The sequence below is a fragment of the Nocardia sp. bgisy118 genome, assembly GCF_057708605.1.
Window position 1 is genome coordinate 307,948 of record NZ_JBYISM010000002.1, and the last position, 23,381, is coordinate 331,328.

Genomic DNA, 23,381 nt, shown 5'->3' on the forward strand with positions numbered 1-23,381 from the left:
TCACTCCGCGACGATGATTCGGATCTCTTCGTCGGCGGCGTCGGTCGGTTCGCCGGGGGCGACGAACCAGTGGGTGACTTCGCCGTCGGCCAGGTCGTCGGCGATGTCGTCGGCCGCGGGGAGCACGGAGAGTGCGCCCGCGGTGGACGTCGCCACGAACTCCCAGAGGGCGGCGCGGCCCGCGGCGGCGGTGGTGAACGTGGTCGACTCGTAGTCGATCGCATTCTCGTCGCGGATCCGCTCGGCCAGATCGAGCGCCTCGGTCTGGTTCAGCGCGACCGGCGCGCCGTCGACCAGCTCCACGAAGGCCGGGTGCTCTTCGCCGAGCGAGCGCACCCGGTCCGCGTAGGACACCGGGTGTCCGGCGGCGGCGGCCAGTTCGGTCTGCACCTGCGGATCGCTCGGCACCAGCCAGCGCACCGCGCCCTCCGCCGCAGGCTCCGCGCCGATCCCGAAACCCGCTCCGGCCGCGGCGATCTCGTCCGCGCTCAGGCCCGAGGCGAACAAGCAGGCGGCGCCCGCCTTCTGCACGGCCCAGGCCGCGACCACGGCGTCGACACCGCGCGGCAGCGCCATCGCGACGACGTCGCCGGGACCGGCGCCCCGCGCGATCAGCACCCGAGCCAGCTGCGAGGAACGCCGATCCATCACGTGGTAGGCGATCTCGTCGCCGTCCACGAGCAGTGCGGGCGCCTGCGGATCCGCCTCGACCACATCGGCGAGCACGGTGGCCACGGTCCGCATGCCGACCCGGTTCGCCGACTCCGGCACCGCGGCCGCCGTCGCCACACCGGATTCGGCGAGCAGCTGGGCGCGTTCGGCGCTGTCCAGGATGTCGATGTCGCCGACGAGCCCGGACGGGTCGCCGAGCAGCGAGTCGAGCACCCGCACCAACCGGGTGGACAGCGTCTGCACCTCCTCGGCCGTGAACCGGCTGAGCAGGTACTCGAGGCTGATCTCCAGGATCGACTCGGCCGCCACCTTCAGCGTCAGCGGGTAGTGCGTCGTGTTGCTGACGTCCACCCCGGTCACCGACATGCCGTCGATCGAGCTCGCCGCCTCGATCGCCTCGCGATCGATCGGGTAGGACTCGAACACGAACAGCGTGTCGAACTGCGACCCGGCCCCTGCGGCCCGCTGGATGTCGGCCAGGCCGACGTAGTGGTGATCCAGCAGATCGGCCTGCTCGCGCTGCAACTGCCGCAGCTGATCCTCGATGGTGGCGCGATCATCGATGCGCACCCGGACGGGCAGCGTATTGATGAACAGGCCGACCATCGATTCGACGCCGGGCAGCTCAGCGGGCCTGCCCGACACCGTCGCGCCGAAGGATACGTCCGAGCGTCCGGTGAGCCTGCCGAGCAGGATGCCCCAGGCGGCCGACACCAGGGTGTTCACCGTGATGCCGAGTTCCGCGCAGTGCTTGGTGAGCCTGCGGGTGTGGTCGGCGTCGAGGTGGGTGACCAGCTTGCCGGTCTGGTACTCCTCGGCCGAACGCGGTTGCGGGGCAAGCTCGGTCGGCTCGTCGAGTCCCTCGAACGCGCCGGCCCAGGTGCGCAGCGAGGCGTTCAGGTCGCGGCCCGCGAGCCACTCCAGGAACGTCCGGTAGGACGCGACCTCCGGCAGCGCGGAGGCGTCGCCGCGCACCGCGTAGAGCACCAGCAGGTCCTGCATCAGCAGCGGCATCGACCAGCCGTCCAGCAGCACGTGGTGGGTGCTGATGACCAGGTGCCAGTGGTCGGCGGCGGTGCGGTACAGGCCGTAGCGCACCAGCGGCGGCACGGCCATGTCGAACCGCTGCGCCAGATCCTCGGCCAGCCGCCTGCGCAGCTCGGCCTCCCGCTCGGCCTCGGGCAGATCGGTGAGATCCACCTCGCGCCACGGCACCTCGACCCCGTCCATCGCGATCTGCACGGACTGCCCCTGGGCGTCGGTGACGAACGCGGTGCGCAGGTTCGGGTAACGATCGAGCAGCGCCTGCGCCGAGGCGTGCAGCCGCTCGGCGTCCACCTCGCCGGTCAGCTCCACCACGGCCTGCATGTTGTAGACGTCCACGGTGGCCGTGGTCATCAGCGCGTGGAAGAGCAGACCGGACTGCAGCGGCGTGAGCGGCCAGACCTCGGTGAGGCCCGGGTAGGTCCGCTCCCACAGCTCGATGTCGGTCTGGCCGACTCGTACCAGCGGCATATCGGACGGCGTGTGGCCGCCCGCCTCGGGCCTGCGGACGCGGGTGGCCAGCGCGGTCAGCGCGGACACCCAGATCTCGGCCAGTTCGCCGACGCGCTCGGCCGTGAGCAGGCCGCTCGGGAAGGCGAACGACGCCACCAGCTCCGGTCCGCTCGCACCGTCGAGCACCACCGCGTCGATGTCGAGCGCCGCGGCCGCGGGCCGGGCGGGATCGGCGACGGTGACGATCTCGGCGGGCAACGCGCCCAGGTAGCGGAAGCCGACCTGCGCGGTGTCGGCGAGCCCGAGCAGACCGTGACCACGCCCGTGGTCGGGCACGGCGAGCAGCTGCTCCTTGACCGTCTTCACGATGCGGTCCACCGCGACTCCGCCCGCGAAGGCGTCGCCGAGGTCGGCGCCGTCCAGGTCGATCCGCACTGGGTGGGTGAGGTCGAACCAGCCGAGCGTGCGGTCCAGGTGCGCGGTGCCCGCGGCGTACGCGGCGCGCCCGTCACCCGCGAGACGGACCAGCGCGGCGGTGCCTTGCTGATCGCCACGCCAGCGCACCAGCGCCATGGCCAATGCCGCGAGCAGGCCGTCGGCGGCCGCGCCGTGGAAGCGGGCGGGCGCGGTATTCAGCACCGCGTCGGTCACCTCGGCGGGCACGGCGATCCGCACCCGGTCCACGGTGGCCGCGGTGTCGATGGCGGGATCGAACGCCCGCGCGCCGAGCAGCGGCTCGTCCGTCGCCGAGATCTCCTGCCAGAACGGCAGTTCCGCCTCGTGCGCGGCGGCCTCGCCTGCGGCCATGCTGTGCGCCCAGCGCCGCAGGGTGGTGCCGGTGGCGGGCAGCTCGAGCGGCGCGTCGACGCCGAGCTGCTCGGCCGCCGTGATCAGCTCCGTGAGGAGGACCCGCCAGGACGGCGCGTCCACCGCGAAACGGTGTGTCACGACCAGCAATTCGTCGGGACGGTTGTCCGCGAAGGTGAACAGCACGAATTGCGCCATCACGCCTTCGGCGGGGTCGAGCCGGTCGACCGCCGCGGCACGCTCGGCCGCGAGCAGATCGGCGAACTCGGCACTCTTCTCGACCCGTACCTCGCTCAGCAGCGGCTCCACCTCGACCCGCTGCACGGCCTCGAACACCCAGCCTTCGCCCTCCGCGCGCAGTGTCGTGCGCAGCGCGTCGTGCCGGTCGAACAGGGCCTCGAGCGCGTCGATCAGTGTGTACCAGTCGAGCGCGGAGGGCAGCGGAAGCAGCGCGGACTGCGCGAACCGCCGGAACGGCGCACCGCCTGCGAGGGCGGCGGCCACCGCGGGCGGCAGCGGCATCTCGCCGACACCGCCGCCGGGCAGTTCGGCGGGCTGTTCCCGCTCGGCCTGCGTGGCGGTCGCGATGGCCGCCAGCGCGGCCACGCTGCGCTGGTCGAACACGTCGCGGACGCTGAACTCGACGCCGAGCGCCTTGGCACGCGACACCAGCTGGATCGACAGGATGCTGTTGCCGCCGAGCGCGAAGAAGTCGTCGTCGGCGCCGATGTGCTCGACGTCGAGGACGTCGCTGAACACGCCCGCCACGAGCTGCTCGGCCGGGGTCACCGGCGCGCGGAACGCCGCCTTCTCGAACGTCGGCTGCGGCAGCGCGTTGCGGTCCAGCTTGCCGTTCGCGTTGAGCGGCAAGGCTTCCAGCGCCATGAAGGCGCTGGGCACCATGTAGGACGGCAGCTCCGCGGCCAGCGCGGATTGCAGCTTGCGCTTGTCCAGTTCGCCGGTCTCGGGGTCGATTCCGGCCGCCGACGGCACGACGTAGGCGACGAGCCGATCGCCGAGGCCGGGATCGTTGTGCGCGAGCACCGCCGCCGCCGCGATCGCGTCCTGCCGCAGGAGTGCGGCCTCGATCTCGCCGAGCTCGATGCGGAAGCCGCGGATCTTCACCTGGAAGTCGGTGCGGCCCCGGTACTCGAGCTCACCGCCCGCGCGCCCACCCGTCGCCCGGCCACCGCCCCCCATCGAATCGCTTCGCGATGCAGGAGCCCATGCGACCAGGTCACCGGTGCGGTACATCCGCGCGCCGTGCTCGCCGAAGGGGTTGGCGACGAACCGTTCCGCGGACAGGTCGGGGCGGGCGAAGTAGCCGCGCGCCAACTGCGCACCGGCCAGGTACAACTCGCCGGAGACACCGACCGGCACCGGGCGCAGGCGCGAATCCAGCACGTAGACCTGGCTGTTCCACTCCGGCGCGCCGATCGAGACCGAGAACTCGTCGGCCGCGGTGACGGCGTGGTTGGTGATCGACACCGCCGCCTCGGTCGGGCCGTACAGGTTGAACAGACCGGCCGCGTTGGCGCGCCGGAACTTCTGCGCGGTCGCCGCGGGCAGCGCCTCGCCGATGGCGAGGATGCGTCGCAGCGAATTCGGCATGCGCCCTTCGGATTCGGTGAGCAGCGCGTCCAGCATCGACGGAACCACGTGCAACGTCGTCACACCCGTCGAACGCATGAGCTCGTTCAGGTACGCCGGATCGCGGTGCCCGTCGGCGGTGGCGATCACCAGGCGACCGCCACTGACCGCGGCCGACCAGAACTCCCACACCGACAGGTCGAACGTCGCCGCCGTCTTCAACAGCACCACGTTCTCACTGTCGAGACCGAACTCGTCCGACTTCCACAACAACTGGTTCACGATCGCACCGTGCGGCACCGCCACACCCTTGGGCTGACCCGTCGAACCCGACGTGAAGATCACATACGCCGTATTCGCCGCAGCCAGCACACCATTGCGCTCGTCGTCCGCGACGGGGGCATCCGAGTGAGCGGACAGATCCAGCTCGTCGATCGCGACAGTTTCCGCCGCGGCGGTCTCGAACGCGTCCCTGGCCGTGGTCAGCACGCACACCGGCGCGGCCGTGCCGAGGATGTAGTCGACGCGATCCACCGGCTGATCCGGATCGATCGGCACGTACGCCGCACCGGCCTTGGCCACCGCGTACATCGCGATCACCAGATCCGCCGAACGACGAATCGCCAACGCCACCCGATCCTCCGGACGCACACCGCGACCGATCAGATACCGCGCCAACCGGTTCACCCGAGCATCCAGCTCGGCGTAGGTCAGCTGCGTCCGCTCGCCGGAAGCCGCGTCGGCGACCAGCGCGACGGTGCCGGGCGCGGCCTCGGCCACGGCGGCGTCGAGCAGCGACACCAGCGTGGCGTCGGTGTCCACCGCGTGCGCGGTGTCGTTCCAGGTGCGGAGGATCCGTTCGCTCTCCGCGTCGGCCAGCAGGTCGATCTCGCCCACCGGCACCGTCACGTCGGCGATCACCGCGTCCAGCACCCGTACGAACCGGTCCGCGAAGCCCTGCACCGTGGCCTCGTCGAACAGGTCGGTGGCGTAACCGAATTCGGTGATGATCTCGGCCGGGGTGCCGTCGTCGGCGTACCGGTCGTAGAGCGTCACGTGCAGGTCGGTCTTGGCCAGCTGCGAGTTGAAGTTGACCGCGCTCACCTGGAGCCCGGGCAGCGTCAACGTGGTCTCGGCCAGGTTCTGGAAGGACAGGCCGATCTGGAACAGCGGGTTGCGCGCGGTGGAGCGCTCCGGGTTGAGCACCTCGACGAGGCGCTCGAACGGAACGTCCGCGTTGGCGAACGCCTCCAGGTCGCGTTCGCGCACGTCGGCGAGCAGGTCGGCGAAACGGTCGCCCGGCTGCACCGTGGTACGGAACACCAGCGTGTTGACGAACATGCCGATCAGATCGTCGAGTTCGCGCTCACCGCGACCCGCGATCGGCGTGCCGACCGCGATGTCGTCGGTGCCGGACAGCCGCGCGAGCAGCACCGCGAGCGCCGCGTGCACGACCATGAACAGCGAGGCGTTGTTGGCGCGCGCCAGCTCCGCCAGCTCGGTGTGCCGCTGCGGCGAGAGCTCGAAGCGCAGCGCCTTGCCGTGGAACGACTGCGCGGGCGGGCGCGGCCGGTCCGCGGGCAGCTCCAGCTGATCGGGCAGCCCGGCGAGCGCGGACTTCCAGTAGGCGACCTGGCGTGCGGCCACCGACTCCGGATCGTCCTCGGAGCCGAGCACCGCGCGCTGCCACAGCGCGTAGTCGGCGTACTGCACCGGCAGCGGCGTCCACTGCGGTGCGTCGCCGCCGACCCTGGCCACGTAGGCGGCCATCAGGTCGCGGGCCAGCGGACCCATCGACGCGCCGTCCGCCGACACGTGGTGCACGACGAACGCGATCACGTGCTCCTGCTCGGAGATGCGGAACAGCGCGACGGCCAGCGGCACCTCGGTGGTGACGTCGAAGGTGGTCATGGCGAACGCGATGACCCGCTCGATCAGCTCCGACTCGTCGATCTGGACCGGATCCAGCTGCGGCAGGTTCACCGGCAGGATCACCTGGTGCGGACCGTCCGCCGAGCTCGGGTAGACGGTGCGCAGCACCTCGTGGCGGGCGAACACGTCGCCGATCGCCTGTTCCAGCGTGCGCACGTCGAGCGCGCCGGAGAGCCGGACGGCCAGCGGGATGTTGTCCACCGCAGAGGTGGCCGTGTCGAACTGGTTGAGGAACCAGTACCGCGCCTGCGCGGGCGAGAGCGGAATACGCTCCGGCCGCTCCGCCGCGGTGAGTTCCGGACGCGACCGGCCGGACCCGGCGATGCGCTCGACCCTGGCCGCCAGCGCGGCCACGGTGGACGCCTCGAACAGGTCACGCACCGTGAGCTGGGTGTCCAGCGCCGCGCCGAGGCGCGCGGTCACCTGGGTGGCGACCAGCGAGTTGCCGCCCAGCTCGAAGAAGTCGTCGTCCAGGCCGACCCGGGCCACGCCGAGCACGTCGCCGAAGGTGCCCGCCACGATCTCCTCGATCGGCGTCGAGGGCGCGCGGAACGCCTTGACCTCGAACACCGGCGCGGGCAGCGCCTTGCGATCCAGCTTGCCGGAGGCGTTGAGCGGGAACTCGTCGAGCAGCACGAATGCCGAGGGCACCATGTACCCGGGCAGCTCGCCGCCCAGTTCGGTCCGCACGGACTCGACGTCGATGACCTGACCGGCGGTCGCGATCACGTAGCCGACCAGCTGGTCGCCGAGGCGCTCGTCCGAGCGCACGACGACGACGGCCTGGGCGATCGAATCCAGCGCGGTGAGCGCGGCCTCGATCTCGCCGAGCTCGATGCGCAGACCGCGCAGCTTCACCTGGAAGTCGGTGCGGCCCAGGTACTCCAGCTCGCCCTTCTTGGTCCAGGTGACCAGGTCGCCGGTGCGGTACATGCGCTCGCCCGCGGCGAACGGGTTGGCCACGAACCGATCCGAGGTCAGATCCGGCCGAGCGACGTAGCCGCGCGCCAGCTGGATACCCGCCAGATACAGCTCACCCGCGACGCCGACCGGCACCGGGTGCAGGCGCGAATCCAGCACGTACACGCGGGTGTTGAACACCGGGGCGCCGATCGGCACCGACACCGTGTCGTCCTCGGTGACCTCGTGATAGGTCACGTCGACCGCGGCCTCGGTCGGGCCGTACAGGTTGTGCAGACGGGCGCCGGTCAGCTCCTGCAAGCGCTGGGCCGTCACCGCGGGCAGTGCCTCACCGGAGGCGAAGACGTTGCGCAGGCTGGTGCATTCGTCCGCGCGTTCCTCGGCGACGAACACCGACATCATCGACGGCACGAAGTGCGCCGTGGTGACCCACTCGCGCTTGATCACCTCGACCAGGTAGCCGGGGTCGCGGTGGCCGTCCGGCTTGGCGACCACCAGGCGCGCGCCGATCTGCAAGGGCCAGAAGAACTCCCACACCGACACGTCGAACGTCGCCGGGGTCTTCTGCAACACCACGTCGGTGCCGTCCAACCGGTACTCGGACTGCATCCACACCAGGCGGTTGACGATCGCCTCGTGCGAGACCGCCACACCCTTCGGGCGACCGGTCGAACCCGACGTGAAGATCACGTACGCGGTGTTCGACGGACGCAGCGGGGCACTACGCTCCGCATCCGACACGGGGGCGTCGTCATAGGCCGACAGGTCGAGCGTGTCGATCTCGAGCGCGGTGACCGCGCCCGCGTCGAAGCCGTCCCGCGAGGTGGTGAGCACGCACACCGGGTCGGCAAGGTCCAGCACGTAGCGGGTGCGGTCGGCCGGGTGATCCGGATCCAGCGGCACATACGCGCCGCCCGCGATGCTCACCGCGTACATGCCGATCACCAGCTCCAGCGAGCGGCGCATGCCGAGCGCGACGAGCGAGTCGGGCCCGACGCCCGAGGCGATCAGGAGCCGCGCCAAACGGTGTGCGCGCGAGGCGAACTCGGCGTAGGACAGACTCGTCCCCTCGAAGGTCAGCGCCGTCGCGTCCGGCGTCAGCGCCGCCTGCGCCTCGAACATCGACACCAGGGTCGCGTTCAGGTCGACCCGGCGCGCCGTGGCGTTCCAGGTCTGCACCACGGTGGTGCGCTCGCCCGCGTCGAGCAGGTCGACGTCGCCGATCTGCACCGCGGGATCGGTGACCACCGCGTCCAGCATGCGGACCAGGCGCTGGGCGAAGGAGGCCACGGTGGCGCCGTCGAACATGTCGGTGGCGTAAGCGATCTCGGCCTTCATGCCCTCGGCGGCGGTGCCGGTGAAGTTCAGGTGCAGATCGAACTTCGCAGTCACCACGTCCAGCGGCACGCCGGAGACCTCGAGGCCGGGCAGCTCGAAGGTGGTCTCGCCGGTGTTCTGGAACGAGAGCATCACCTGGAACAGCGGGTGCCGCGCCTGCGAACGCGCCGGGTTCAGCAGCTCGACGAGCCGCTCGAAGGGCAGGTCGGCGTGCCCGAACGCGGCGAGGTCGGCTTCCCTCGTCCTGGTGAGCAGTTCGGCGAACGGCTGGGCCGGGTCGACGGCGCTGCGCAGCACCAGGGTGTTGACGAACATGCCGATGGCGTCGTCCAGCACGGCCTCACCGCGGCCTGCGACCACGGTGCCGATGGCGATGTCGTCGCTGCCGGACAGGCGCGAGAGCAGCGCGGCGAACGCCGCGTGCACGACCATGAACAGGCTCGCGCCGTGTTCGCGCGCCAGTGCCTCGCCCGCCTGCGCGAGCTCGGCAGAGATCTCGAACTCGTAGACCCCGCCGTGGTTCGACGCGACGGCGGGACGCTTGCGATCCGACGGCAGGTCGAGCTGGTCGGGCAGGCCCGCGAGGTTCTGCGACCAGTACGCGACCTGCGCCGCGATCAGCGAGTCCGCGTCGTCCTCGGAGCCGAGCGTCTCGCGCTGCCACAGCGCGTAGTCGGCGTACTGCACCGGCAGCGGCGCCCAGCCTGGCGCCTCGCCGCGCGAGCGCGCCGCGTAGGCGATCATCACGTCCCGGGCCAGCGGGCCGATCGACCAGCCGTCACCGGAGACGTGGTGCACCACGAACACCAGCACGTGGGCGTCCGGCTGGGAGCCGTCCATCGAACCGGCGATGCGGAACAGCGCGGCGCGCACCGGCACCGCGGCGGTGACGTCGAATGCGGTGAGCGCCAGCTCGCCGATGCGCTCCTGAATCTCGGTCTCCGACACCACGATCGGGGTCAGGTCCAGGTTCTCCTGGCCCGCGGGCAGCACGACCTGCACGCCCTGGCCGTCGGCGGTCTCCGGGTACACGGTGCGCAGCACCTCGTGCCGGTCGACCACGTCGGCGACTGCCCTGCGCAGCGCGTCGGTGTCGAGCGCGCCGGTGAGCCGTACCGCGAGCGGGATGTTGTTGACCGCGGTCTGGTTGTCGAAGCGGTTGAGGAACCACATCCGCTGCTGCGCCAGCGACAGCGGAATCCGTTCCGGCCGCGGCCCGGCGACCAGTTCGCGGCGCCGTCCGCTGCCCGCCTTGGCCGCGGTGCGCGCGGCGAGCGCGGCCACCGTCGGCGCCTCGAACAGCTCGCGCACCGCGAGGTCGGCGTCGACCGCCTCGTTGATGCGCGCGACCACCCGGGTAGCCAGCAGCGAGTTGCCGCCGAGCGCGAAGAAGTCGTCGTCGAGACCGACCTCGTCGACGCCGAGCAGATCGGCGAAGACCGTGGCGACGGCCTGCTCGATCGGGGTGCTCGGCGCGCGGAAGGCCGCGGTGCTGACGAACTCCGGCTCCGGCAGCGCGCGCCGGTCCAGCTTGCCGTTCGGGGTGAGCGGCAGCGTGTCCAGCACCACGAGGGCGTCCGGAACCATGTACGCGGTCAGGAATTCGGCGACCGCGTCGCGCAGCACGGCCGGATCGATCGCGACGCCGGTCTCCGGCACCACGTAGCCGACCAGGCGATCGCCCGCGTGCCCGTCGGCGCGGACCAGCACCACGGCCTGGCGCACGCCGTCGCAGCGCACCAGCGCCGACTCGATCTCGCCGAGCTCGATGCGGAAGCCGCGCAGCTGCACCTGCTGGTCGCTGCGGCCCGCGTACTCCAGGTTGGCCGCGTCGCCGTCGCCGAACCAGCGGCCGACATCGCCGGAGCGGTACATCCGGGAACCGGGCTCCCCGAAGGGGTTCGCGACGAAGCGGCTCGCGGCGAGGCCTGGCCTGCCGAGGTAGCCGCGCGCCAGCTGCGCACCGGTCACGTAGATCTCGCCCGCGACGCCGACCGGCGCGGGCGCCAGCCGGTTGTCGAGCACGAAGGCGCTCAGCCCCGGCAACGCGCGGCCGATGACGCTGGCCGGGTTGTCGATGTCCTGCGCGTCCAGGGCCAGGAACGACACGTGCACCGTGGTCTCGGTGATGCCGTACATGTTGACCAGGCGCGGCGCGTCCGCGGGATGGCGCTCGTACCAGCGGCGCAGCTGGCGCAGATCGAGCGCTTCACCGCCGAAGATCACGTGGCGCAGCGCGAATTCGCCGTCGTCGTCGGCGGCGCTCGCCGCCCGATCGGCCTCCACCAGCTGGTAGAACGCCGACGGCGTCTGGTTCAGCACGGTGACCCTGTCGCGAACGAGCAACTCGCGGAACAGTTCCGGCGAACGCGAGGTGAGGTAGTCGACCACGACCACCGAACCGCCGTAGGCCAGCGCGCACCACAGTTCCCAGACCGAGAAGTCGAAGGCGAACGAGTGGAACAGCGTCCACACGTCGGACTCGTCGAAGCCGAACAGCGGCTGGGTGTTCGCGAACAGCTCCACCGCGTTGCGGTGCGAGACGCCGACGCCCTTGGGCACACCGGTGGAACCGGAGGTGTAGATGACGTAGGCGAGGTTGTCCTGGCGCAGCGGCCGGACGCGGTCGGCATCGGTCACCGGCGCGTCGGACTGCTCCGCGGTCTGCTCCAGCAGCAGCAGCGGAATCTCGCCCGCCGGAACGGCGTCCGCGTCCGCCGCGGTGGTCAGCACGCACACCGGAGCGGCGTCGGCGAGGGTGAACTCGAGCCGCTGGACCGGATAGGTGGTGTCGATCGGCACGTAGGCCGCGCCGGTCAGCAGCACCGCGTACAGCGCGATCGGCAGTTCCTCGGTACGCGAAACCGCGACCGCCACCTTCGATTCCGCTCCGACGCCGAGCTCGATGAGCGCACGCGCGATCCGGTTGGCCGCGCGCTGGAACTCGCCGAAGGAGACCGTGGTCTCACCGAAACGCACCGCGGGGGCGTCCGGTCGACGCTGCGCCTGCGCGCCGATGAGGTCGACCAGCGTGACCGCGGGCGCGTCGACGCCCTCGGTGTTCCATTCGCGCAGTACCAGTTCGCGCTCGCCGGGGGCGAGCAGGTCGATGTCGCCGACCACCACGCTCGCGTCGGCCGAGACCGCGCCGAGGACGCGCAGCAGGCGATCCGCGAACGCGCGCACCGTGCCTGCCTCGAAAAGGTCCGTGGCGAAGCTGAATTCGGCGGACATGCCCTGCGGGCCGCTGTCCGCGCCGAGCTTCTCCTCCAGCGTCAGCTGCAGGTCGAACTTGGCCAGCGGCACCGTCATGTCCACGCCGGACACCGTCAGACCGGGCAGCTCCAGCACGGTCGGCGCGGTGTTCTGGAAGGTCAGGCCGACCTGGAACAGCGGGTGCCTGCCCGGCGAACGCACCGGGTCGAGCACCTCCACGAGGCGCTCGAACGGCACGTCGGCGTGGCCGAAGGCGTCTACGTCCACCCGCCGCACGGTGCGCAGCAGTTCCTCGAACGCGACACCGGGCTCGATCTCGGTGCGCAGCACGAGCGTGTTGACGAACATGCCGATCAGGTCATCGAGCGCGCGCTCGCCACGGCCCGCGATCGGCGTGCCGATGGCGATGTCCGAGGTGCCGGACAGGCGCGAGAGCAGCACCGCGAGCGCGGCGTGCACGACCATGAACAGCGTCGAATTGTGCTGCTGCGCCAGCGCGCGCAGCGCCGCGTGCACCTCGGGGTCCACGGTGAAGGCCACCGTGTCGCCGCGGTTGGACGCGGTCGCGGGCCGCGGGCGATCGGCGGGCAGGTCCAGTTGCTCGACCAGCCCGGCCAATTCGTTCTGCCAGAACTCGACCTGACCGGCGACCAGCGAGTCCGGATCGTCCTCGGCGCCGAGCACCGCGCGCTGCCACAGCGCGTAGTCGGCGTACTGCACCTCGAGCGGACGCCACGCGGGCTCCTCGCCGTCCACGCGGGCGCTGTAGGCGATCATCACGTCCCTGGTCAGCGGCCCCATGGAGAAGCCGTCGGCCGAGATGTGGTGCACCACCAGCGCGAGCACGTGCTCGGTGGGGCTGATCTCGAACAGGCTCGCCCGGAACGGCACCTCGGCGGTGACGTCGAACGCCGTCAGCACGACCTCGGAAAGCCGCTGCGGCAGTTCGTCTTCGGTGATATCGATGGGCGAGAGATCCGGGATCACCTGCCCGGTCGGGACGATCTGCTGGTAGCCGACGCCGCCGATCTCCGGGTAGTAGGTGCGCAGCGACTCGTGCCGTGCCAGCACGTCGGCCACCGCGACCTGCAGCGCCTGCCGGTCGAGCAGACCCGAGAGCCGCACCGCGGCCGGGATGTTGTCGGCCGCGGCCGCCGCGCTGTGCTCGGCCGCGTTGCCGCCCATGTTGAAGCGGTTGAGGAACCACATGCGCTGCTGCGCCAGCGAGAGCGGCACCCGCTCGGGCCGCCGCTGCGGGACAAGCGCCGACCTGGCGCCCGCGCCCGCCTTCGACTCGGTGCGCGCCGCGAGGGCCGCCACGGTGGAGGCCTCGAACAGCTCGCGGACGCCGAGATCGGTCTCCAGCGCCGCGGACAGCCGCGCCGCCACCTGGGTGGCGGTGAGCGAGTTGCCGCCGAGCGCGAAGAAGTCGTCGTCCAGGCCGACCCGGTCCAGGCCGAGCACGTCGGCGAAGGTACGGGCGACGATCTCCTCGACCGGCGTGGTGGGCGCGCGGAACACCGCGGCCTCGAACACCGGCGCGGGCAGCGCCTTGCGATCCAGCTTGCCGGAGGCGTTGAGCGGGAACTCGTCGAGCACCACGACCAGCGCGGGCACCATGTAGGCGGGCAGCTGCCTGCCGAGGTCCTCGCGCACCACGTCGCCGTCGACGCGCGCGTTCGGCGCGGCGACGACGTAGGCCACCAGCTGATCACCGGTGCGCTGATCGCCGCGCACCACGACCACCGACTGCGCGATCTCGTCCAGCGCGGTGAGCGCCGACTCGATCTCGCCCAGTTCGATGCGCAGGCCGCGCAGCTTCACCTGGAAGTCGGTGCGGCCCAGGTACTCCAGCTCGCCGTCGGCGGTCCACGCCACCAAGTCGCCGGTGCGGTACATGCGCTGTCCATCGGCGAACGGGTTGGCCACGAAGCGATCGGCGGTCAGATCCGGCCGCGCCACGTAGCCGCGCGCCAGCTGAGTGCCCGCCAGGTACAGCTCACCCGCGACGCCCACCGGAGCGGGCCGCAGCCGCGAATCGAGCACGTACACCTGGGTGTTGAACACCGGGGCGCCGATCGGCACGGTGTCGGTGTCGGCCTCGGTCACCCGGTGATAGGTGACGTCGACCGCGGCCTCGGTCGGGCCGTACAGGTTGTGCAGTTCCGCGCCGGTCAGCTCGCGCAGGCGGTGCGCGGGCTTGGGCGGCAGCGCCTCACCGGAGGCGAACACCATGCGCAGCGCGTCGCAGCGGGCCGCGGCCGCGTCGGCCGCGGCGGGAGCGACGGGCCCGGAGGAGGCAGCCTGCGTAACCACGGAGGGACCCGCGTACGACGCCATCGAACTCACGAACACCGCGAGCATGGACGGCACGAAGTGGGTGACCGTGATCCGTTCGGTCGCGATGACCTCGGCCAGGTACGCGGGATCGCGGTGGCCGTCCGGCTTGGCGACGACCAGACGCGCGCCGATCTGCAAGGGCCAGAAGAACTCCCACACCGACACGTCGAACGTGGCGGGCGTCTTCTGCAACACCGCGTCGGACTCGGTGAGGCCGTACTCGGACTGCATCCACACCAGGCGGTTCACGATCGCCGCGTGCGAGACCGCCACGCCCTTCGGGCGACCGGTCGAACCCGACGTGAAGATCACGTACGCGGTGTTCGACGGACGCAGCGGGGCGCGCCGCTCGGCGTCGGTCACCGGCGCCTCGGACACACCGGACAGGTCGAGCAGATCGATGCGCACCTGCGCGGTGTCGATCTCCAGGTCGCTGCCCGAGGTCAGCACACACACCGGATCGGCCGTGGCGAGAATGTATTCCGTGCGCTCGGCCGGGTGATCCGGATCCAGCGGCACGTACGCACCGCCCGCGACGGTGACGGCGTACATGCCGACCACCAGGTCGATCGAGCGCCGCATGCCGAGGGCCACCGAGGACTCCGGGCCGACGCCGCGTTCGATGAGCCAGCGCGCCAGGCGATACACCCGTCCCGCGAACTCGTCGTAGGACAGAGTTGTCCCCTCGAAGGTCAGCGCGGTCGCCGCGGGCGTCTTCGCCAGCTGCGCCTCGAACTTCGACACCAGCGTCGCCGCCGCGTCGACCTCGTGCGCGGTCTCGTTCCAGCCGGACACCACGAGCTCACGCTCCGCGGTGTCGAGCAGCTCGATGTCGCCCACGGCCACACCGGGATCGGCGGTGACGGCGGCGAGCACCCGGACCAGGCGGTGGGCGATGCGGCGCACGGTCGGCTCGTCGAACAGGTCGCGTAGGTAGCCGGCGCGGATGCGCAGACGCGAATCCAGCTGGGCGATCAGCGTCAGCGGGTAGTGCGTGGCGTCGGCGGCCTCCAGGTCGGCCACCGCCATGCCGTCGATGTCGGCGGCCTGGGCACGGATGCCCTCGGCGTCCACCGGGTACGACTCGAACACCACGAGGGTGTCGAACAGCGCGCCGACGCCCGCGGCGGACTGGATGTCGGCCAGCCCGATGTAGTGGTGGTCGAGCAGGTCGGCCTGCTCGCCCTGGGTGCGGACCAGCAGGTCGCGAGCGGACTCCGCGGGATCGAAGCGCACCCGCACCGGCACGGTGTTGATGAACAGACCCACCATGGATTCCACGCCGGACAGCTGCGCCGGACGGCCGGAGACGGTGGTGCCGAACAGCACGTCCTCGGCGCCGGTCACGCGGCCGACCAGGATGCCCCAGGCCACCTGGAGCACCGTGTTCGGGGTGACGCCGAGCGAGCTCGCCAGCGCGGTGAGCCGCGCGGTCGCCGCCTCGTCGAGGTCGAACAGGTACTCGCCGGAGAGCGCGGTGATCTCGCGACCCGCGTCGGGGCGCGCGAGCAGCGTCGGCTCGCTCACCCCGCGCAGCGCCGTCGACCACGCGGCCAGCGAGGCCGAATGATCCTGGCGCGCGGTCCAATCCAGGAAGTGGCGGTAGGAGCGCACGGCAGGCAGCGCGGTGGTGTCGGCGTGCACCGCGTAGAGCACGATCAGGTCGCGCATGAGCAGCGGCATCGACCAGCCGTCGAGCAGGATGTGGTGGTTGGACACCACGAACTGCCAGCGGTGGTCCTCCACCTGGATCAGCGTGAAGCGGATCAGCGGCGGCGCGTCCAGGTCGAACCGGCGCATGCGGTCGGCCTCGATCAGGTCGGCGGCCGAACCGGTCGCCGTCCGATCGTGCTCGGCCCACGCGACCCGCACGCTGTCGAGCACCACCTGGACGGGGTTGCCGTCGTTGTCGCTGACGAACGCGGTGCGCAGGTTCTCGTAGCGGTCCACCAGCGCCTGCGCGGCGGCCCGCAGCCGGGCCGCGTCGACCCGGCCGGTGAGGGTGAGCACCGCCTGCGCGGTGTAGACGTCCACCGAGCTCGCGGCGAGGCGAGCGTGGAAGAGCAGACCCGCCTGCAGCGCGGACAGCGGCCACACGTCGGCCAGCGCGGGGAAGCGCCGCTCCCAGACCTCGATGTCGCGCTGGCTCGCGCGCACCAGGGCGAAGTCGGACGGCGTGTGCCCGCCCGCTCCGGTCGAATTCGCGTGCCTGGCGACCGCTTCCAGCGCGGAGGTCCACAGCTCGGCGAACTCGCGCACCTCGGCGGCGGCGAGCAGGGTGGCGGGGAAGCCGATGTTCGCGGTCAGCTTGTCGCCCACCACGATCGCGTTGACGTCGAGCGGGGCCATGGCCGGCATGTCGGCGTCATAGGCGCCGCCGAGCGCGCCGAGTTCCGGCGCCGGGGTCCAGCCGAAGCCGCGCAGCGCCTCGGGCACATCGGTGTCGGAGACGCGGCCCAGGTAGTTGAAGCTCACCTGGCCCGGCAGCTGCGCGGGCAGCTCGGCGGCGGTGCGCGGGTTGAGGTAGCGCAGCAGGCCGTAGCCGATGCCCTTGTCCGGCACCGCGAGCAGCTGCTCCTTGACCGCCTTCACGGCCTTGGACAGCTCGGGGCCGCCTGCGAGGGCGCCGTCCACGTCTACGCCGGTGAGGTCGAGCCGCACCGGGAAGATGGCGGTGAACCAGCCGATCGTCCGGGAGAGATCGGCGCCGGGGACGACGTCTTCCTCGCGGCCGTGGCCTTCCAGGCGGATCAGCAGCGCGTCGTCGGTGCGCGCGCCTGCCCGGATCGACCGCCACTTCGCGGTCGCCAGCGCGAGCGCGGTGAGCAGGCCGTCGTTCACGCCGCCGTGGAACAGCGCGGGCACCGTGGTGAGCAGCGCCCTGGTGACCTCGGCGGAGATTTCGACCTGAACCTTCTCGATCGCGCCGGAGACGTCCACCGCGGGGTCCATCGGACGCTCGGTCAGCAGCGGATCGGGCGTGTCGGTCACCGCGCGCCAGTAGTCGAGTTCGGCCACCCGGGCCGGGCTCTCGGCCTCGCGCTCCAGCGCGTTCGCCCAGGCCCGCATCGAGGTCGCCGGAGCCACCAGCGCGGGCTGCTGCCCGGCGGTCAGCTGGCCCCATGCCGCGACGAAGTCGGGCACCAGGATGCGCCAGGAGACGCCGTCCACCACCAAGTGGTGGGCGACCACGATCAGACGGCCCATCCGGCCGCCGCCGGCGGGGTCCAGCCACACGAACCGCACCACCACACCGGCCGCGGGGTCAAGCCGGTCCAGCGCGGAATCCAGTGCGGCGGAGGCGATGTCGAGCAGCTCGTCGTCGGTGGCCGCAGCCGGGAACTCGACCCGCTCGATCAACGCGTCCACATCGACGGCGCCGGGCTCGGCGGTACGCACCACCCAGTCGTCGCCGTCGCGGTAGAGCCGCGAACGCAACATGTCGTGCCGGTCGATCACCGCGCCGACGGTCGTCGCGATGCCGGCGCGGTCGATGCCGAGCGGCAGCTCCAGCGCCAGGGTCTGGTTGAACCGGCCGAAGGAGCCGTCACGCTCGGCCATGAATCGCACCACCGGGGTGAGCGGCATGGAACCGACACCGCCGCCGGGCAATTCGGCCAGCGCGGCGACGGCGGGGGCCGCCGCGTCGGCGGTCTCGGCCACCGCGGCCAGGCCCGCGACGGTCTTCTGCTCGAACACGTGCCGCGGCGTGAACACCACGCCGCGCGCCCTGGCGCGCGAGACGAGCTGAATCGAGACGATGCTGTCGCCGCCGAGCGCGAAGAAGGAGTCGTCGACGCCGATCCGCTGCACGCCGAGCACCTCGGCGAACACCTCGGCGATGATCTGCTCGACCGGCGTGCGGGCGGCGCGGAACACGACCTCGGTCGCGAACACCGGCTCCGGCAGCGCCTTACGGTCCAGCTTGCCGTTCGGGTTGAGCGGCATGGCGTCGAGCTCCACGATGGCCGACGGCACCATGTACGACGGAAGGTGCGCGGCCAAACGGGTGCGCAGATCGCCGAGATCGACGGCGGTGCCGTTGGCGGGCACCACATAGCCGACGAGCTGATCGCCGGTGCGCGCGTCCGAGCGGACCAGCACGACCGCCTGGAAAACCGAATCGAATGCGGTCAGGGCGGTTTCGATCTCACCGAGCTCGATACGCAGGCCGCGCAACTTCACCTGGAAGTCGGTGCGGCCGATGTAGACGATCGCACCATCGGCATCCCGGGCCACCAGGTCACCCGTGCGGTACATGCGCTCCCCTGTACCGAATGGGTTGGCCACAAAGCGGTCCGCGGTCAAATCCGTACGACCGAAGTAACCACGCGCCAGCTGAGCGCCCGCAAGATAGAGCTCACCCGCAACACCCGGTGCGACCGGATGCAGGCGCGAATCAAGTACGTACGCCTGGGCATTCCACACCGGCAGACCGATCGGCACCGCGCCCACGACCGCGGACGCGACCGGGCCGTGGGTGGCGTGCACAGTGAATTCAGTGGGGCCGTACAGGTTATACAGCTCCGCCTCGGACACCTTGCGGATCGCTCGAACCGCATCCGAGGTGAACGCCTCACCGGCGATGAACAGCAGGCGCAACGAACCCAGTTCGGCGCTGAGACCCGCGGTATCGACGTAACCCGCGAACACGGTCAGCATGGACGGCACGAACGAGGTCATGGTGACCCGCTCCGCCGCGATCACATCCGCCAGATACTGCGGATCACGATGGCCATCCGGGCTGGCGACCACCATGCGGCCACCGGTGGACAGCGGACCGAACAACTCCCACACCGACACATCGAATGTCGCGGGGGTCTTGAACAGCACCACATCTTCGGCATCGATGCCATATTCACCGGTGATCCAGCGAATCTGATTCACCACCGCCGAATGCGGCACCGCCACCCCCTTAGGGCGACCGGTGGAACCAGAGGTGAAGATGACATACGCCGGGTTCGACGGACGCAACGGCGCGATCCGCTCAGCAGCCGAGACCGGCTCGGCGGAGTAGCCGGACAAATCCAGCTCGTCGATCGACAGCGTTGGCAGCTCCACACCATCGAAGCCATCGCGCGCGGTCGTCAGCACACAGACCGGTGCCGCCGACTCGAGGACATAGTTTACCCGCTCGGCAGGCTGATCCAGATCCAGCGGCACATAACCACCACCGGCCTCATGCACCGCGTACGCGGCGATAACGAAGTCGACCGAACGCCGCAAACCAAGCGCGACAAGGCTTTCTGGACCGACACCGGCCTCGATCAGCCTGCGCGCCAACCGATGCACGCGAGCACCGAACTCCGCATAGGTCAGCGAACTACCGTCGGCCGAATCGACAATCGCCACCGAATCAGGCGTAGCCTGCGATTGCGCCGCGAACAGCTCGACCAGCGTTGCCGCCGAACCGATCCCCCGCGCGGTGTCATTCCAGCCGCGCAGTGCCCGCTCGACCTCGACCTCGTCCAGCAGCGCGATATCACCGACAGCGCGATCGGGCGTCGCGACAACGGCCGCGAGCAGCCGCTCGAAACGCTGCGCGAGCAGCGCCACCGACTCGGCGTCGAACAACTCGGTGGCGTAGGTGAGCGCCAGCGTCATGCCGGTGGAACCGGTTTCCGACAGCGTGAACTGCAGGTCGAAACGAGCGACGTTCTCCTCGAGGTCCAGTGCGGACACCGAGAGGCCCGGCAGTTCCAGCGCAGTGCGATCCAGGTTCTGGAATGCGAGCATCACCTGGAACAGCGGGTTGCGCGCCTGCGACCGCTCCGGCGCGAGCAGTTCCACCAGGCGCTCGAACGGCACATCGGCATTGCCGAAGGCGTCCAGATCGGTCGCCCGCACCCGGTCCAGCAGGTCGGTGAAGGACTCGCCGTTGTCGATGCCGGTGCGCAGCACCAGGGTGTTGACGAACATGCCGACTAGGTCGTCGAGCGCCTGCTCGCCACGGCCAGCTATCGGCGTGCCGACCGCGATGTCGTCGCCGCCGGACAGTCGCGCCAGCAGCACGGCCAGCGCGCTGTGCATGACCATGAACAGCGAAGCGCCGCTGCCGCGGGCGATCTCGTCGAGCGCGGCGATCAGCTCGCCGGGCAGCTGGTGGTGCAGCGTCGCGCCGCGGTGCGAGGCGATCGCGGGGCGCGGGTGGTCGGTCGGCAGCGCCAGTTCGTCCGGCACGCCGTCCAGTGCGCGCCGCCAGTAGGCCACCTGACGCGCGAGCAGCGAGTCGGCGTCGTCTTCGGCACCGAGGACCTCGCGCTGCCAGACCGCGAAGTCGGCGTACTGCACCGCGAGCGGCGACCAGCCGGGCGCGCTGTCCTGGGTGCGCGCCGTGTAGGCCAGCATGACGTCGCGGGTCAGCGGACCCATGGAGAAGCCGTCGGCGGCGATGTGGTGCACGACCACGACGAGCACGTGCTCGTCCGGTCCCGCGGCGTACAGCCTGGTGCGCAGCGGAACCTGTTCGGCCACATCGAATCCCGCGGTGACGAACTCGGTCACCGCGGCGATCAGCTCGGCGGGCGGCACCGCGACCGGATGCAGATCGAGCGCGATCTCCTCGGCGGGAACGATGACCTGCACCGGCGTGCCGCCGTGCTCGGGGTAGCGGGTGCGCAGCGATTCGTGCCTGCGCACCACGTCGGCCACCGCGAGCCGCAGCGCCTCGATGTCGAGCGCGCCGGACATCCGGATCGCGATCGGCAGGTTGTAGGCGGCCGAGGAGGTGTCGTACTTGTTCAGGAACCACATGCGCTGCTGCGCGTAGGACAGCGGCACCAGTTCGCTCGCGGCACGCTTGCGCGCCACCAGCGGGGAGCGGCCGTCGCCGCCGGTGTGCGATTCCACCCGCGCGGCAAGGGCTTCCACGGTGGACGCCTCGAACAGCGTGCGCACCGGCACCGAGGTACCGAGCGCCGCGCCGATCCTGGACACCACCCTGGTGGCGATCAGCGAGTTTCCGCCGAGGTCGAAGAAGTCGTCGTCGACGCCGACGCGGGGCAGGTCGAGCACCTCGGCGAACACCGCGGCCACCGTCTCCTGCACCGGCGTCACCGGGGCGCGGAACGCCCTGGCCTGGGCGGCAGGCGCGGGCAGCGCGCGACGGTCCAGCTTGCCGTTGACGGTCAGCGGGATCCATTCCAGGCGCACCAACGCCGAGGGCACCATGTAGGAGGGCAGCCGCTCGGCCGCACCGGAACGCACCACGTCCAGGTCGGGAACCACCTCGGGTTCGGCGACGACGTAGGCCACGATCCGCTGATCGCCCGGCTGGTCCTCGCGCACGATGACCGCGGCCTGGGCGATGCCCGGCTGAGCGAGCACCGCGGCTTCGATCTCGCCGAGCTCGATACGGAAACCACGCACCTTGACCTGATCGTCGGCGCGGCCCAGGTACTCCAGCTCACCGAAGCGGTTCCAGCGCGCCAGGTCGCCGGAGCGGTACAGGCGCGAGCCCGAACCATCCGGGGTCGCCAGCGGGTTGGCCACGAAACGCGCGGCCGTCAGGTCGGGACGGCCGAGGTAGCCACGCGCCAACTGCGGTCCCGCGACATACATTTCGCCCGCGACACCGACCGGCACGGGGCGCAGCCGGTTGTCGAGCACGTATACGTTCAGGCCCGCGATCGCGCGACCCACGATGCTGCCGGAGGCCGCCTCGATCGTCGCCGCGTCCAGGGCACGGAAGGACACGTGCACCGTGGTCTCGGTGATGCCGTACATGTTCACCAGCACCGGAGCGCCAGCCGCGGAGCTTGCGGAGCGGCCATCCAACGGAGCGCCGTGGCGGGCAACCCAATCCGAGAGGCGACGCAGCTCGAGTGCCTCACCACCGAATACGACGTACCGCAGCGACAGCGGCGCGGCGTCCGCGGCAGCATTGCGGTCGGCTTCGGCCAGTTGGTAGAACGCCGACGGGGTCTGGTTCAGCACCGTCACGCGCTCGTCGCGCAGCAGTTCCAGGAACTGCTCCGGGGAACGCGAGGTGAAGTAGTCCACCACCACGACCGTCCCGCCGAACAGCAGCGGACCCCACAACTCCCACACCGAGAAGTCGAACGCATACGAGTGGAACAACGTCCACACATCATCGGGACCGAAACCGAAATCACGATCGGTATTCGCGAACAACCGCACCACATTCCGATGCGCGACCGCCACACCCTTCGGACGACCCGTCGAACCCGACGTGTAGATCACGTAGGCGACATGGTCCGGGGTCAGCGCGGCGCGGCGATCGGCGTCGGTGATGGGCGCGTCGTCGGCGTCGACCACATTGCCGGTCTCCACCGCGAACCCGTCGAGCACCACCGAGGGCAGGCCCGCCGGGATCTCGACCTCGACCGTGGAGTCCAGGACCACGCTGGTCGGACGCGAATCCGACAGCACATACGCGATCCGGTCCGCCGGATAGGTCGGATCCACCGGCACATAACCCGCGCCGGTCTTCACCACCGCCAGCAGCGCCACCACCAGATCCAACGAGCGTGGCAGGATCACCGCGACCAGCGACTCCGGCCCAGCGCCATCGGCGATCAACCTGCGCGCCAGCACATTCGCGCGCCGATCCAGCTCCGCGTAACTCAGCGAGTCCGCACCGAAACGCGCCGCGATCCGATGCGGATGCGCGGTGACCATCTCATCGAACAGCTCGACCAGCGTCACCCCGACCTCGGCGAACCGGCCCACACCGGCGTCCGCGCCCGCCGACACCCAGCGCTGCGAGACATCCAGCCGCTCGGCCTCACCCAGCAGATCGATATCGCCGACGACCGCCGCCGGATCCTCGGCCACCGCGCGCAGAATCCGCACCAACCGATCGGCGAACGAGGACACCGTCTCCGGGTCGAACAGCTCGCTCGCGTAGTTCCACGACAACGCAAGCCCACCGTCACGGGCCTCGCCCACGGTCAGCTGCACATCGAACTTCGACGTCCCCGCGTCGAACTCGACGACATCCAGATCCAACCCGGGCAACGCGACAGTGCCCATGTCGGCGGCCGAGGCCGCCTCGAAGGTCAATCCCACCTGGAACAGCGGATGATGCGCCTGCGAACGCGCCGGAC

1 protein-coding gene (running past one end of the window) is annotated in these 23,381 nt (G+C 70.8%); it reads right to left on the minus strand.

Annotation, left to right across the window (positions count from 1 at the left end; translation table 11 throughout):
* On the minus strand, positions 1-23,381 hold the 3' portion of the coding sequence (locus tag AC3EO7_RS03765; RefSeq protein ID WP_435590447.1) for a non-ribosomal peptide synthase/polyketide synthase. 13,900 nt of this gene lie beyond the right edge of the window; the window shows 23,381 of its 37,281 coding nt (coding positions 13,901-37,281); the start codon falls outside the window, past its right edge — the gene reads right to left on this strand; it ends in the stop codon at positions 1-3.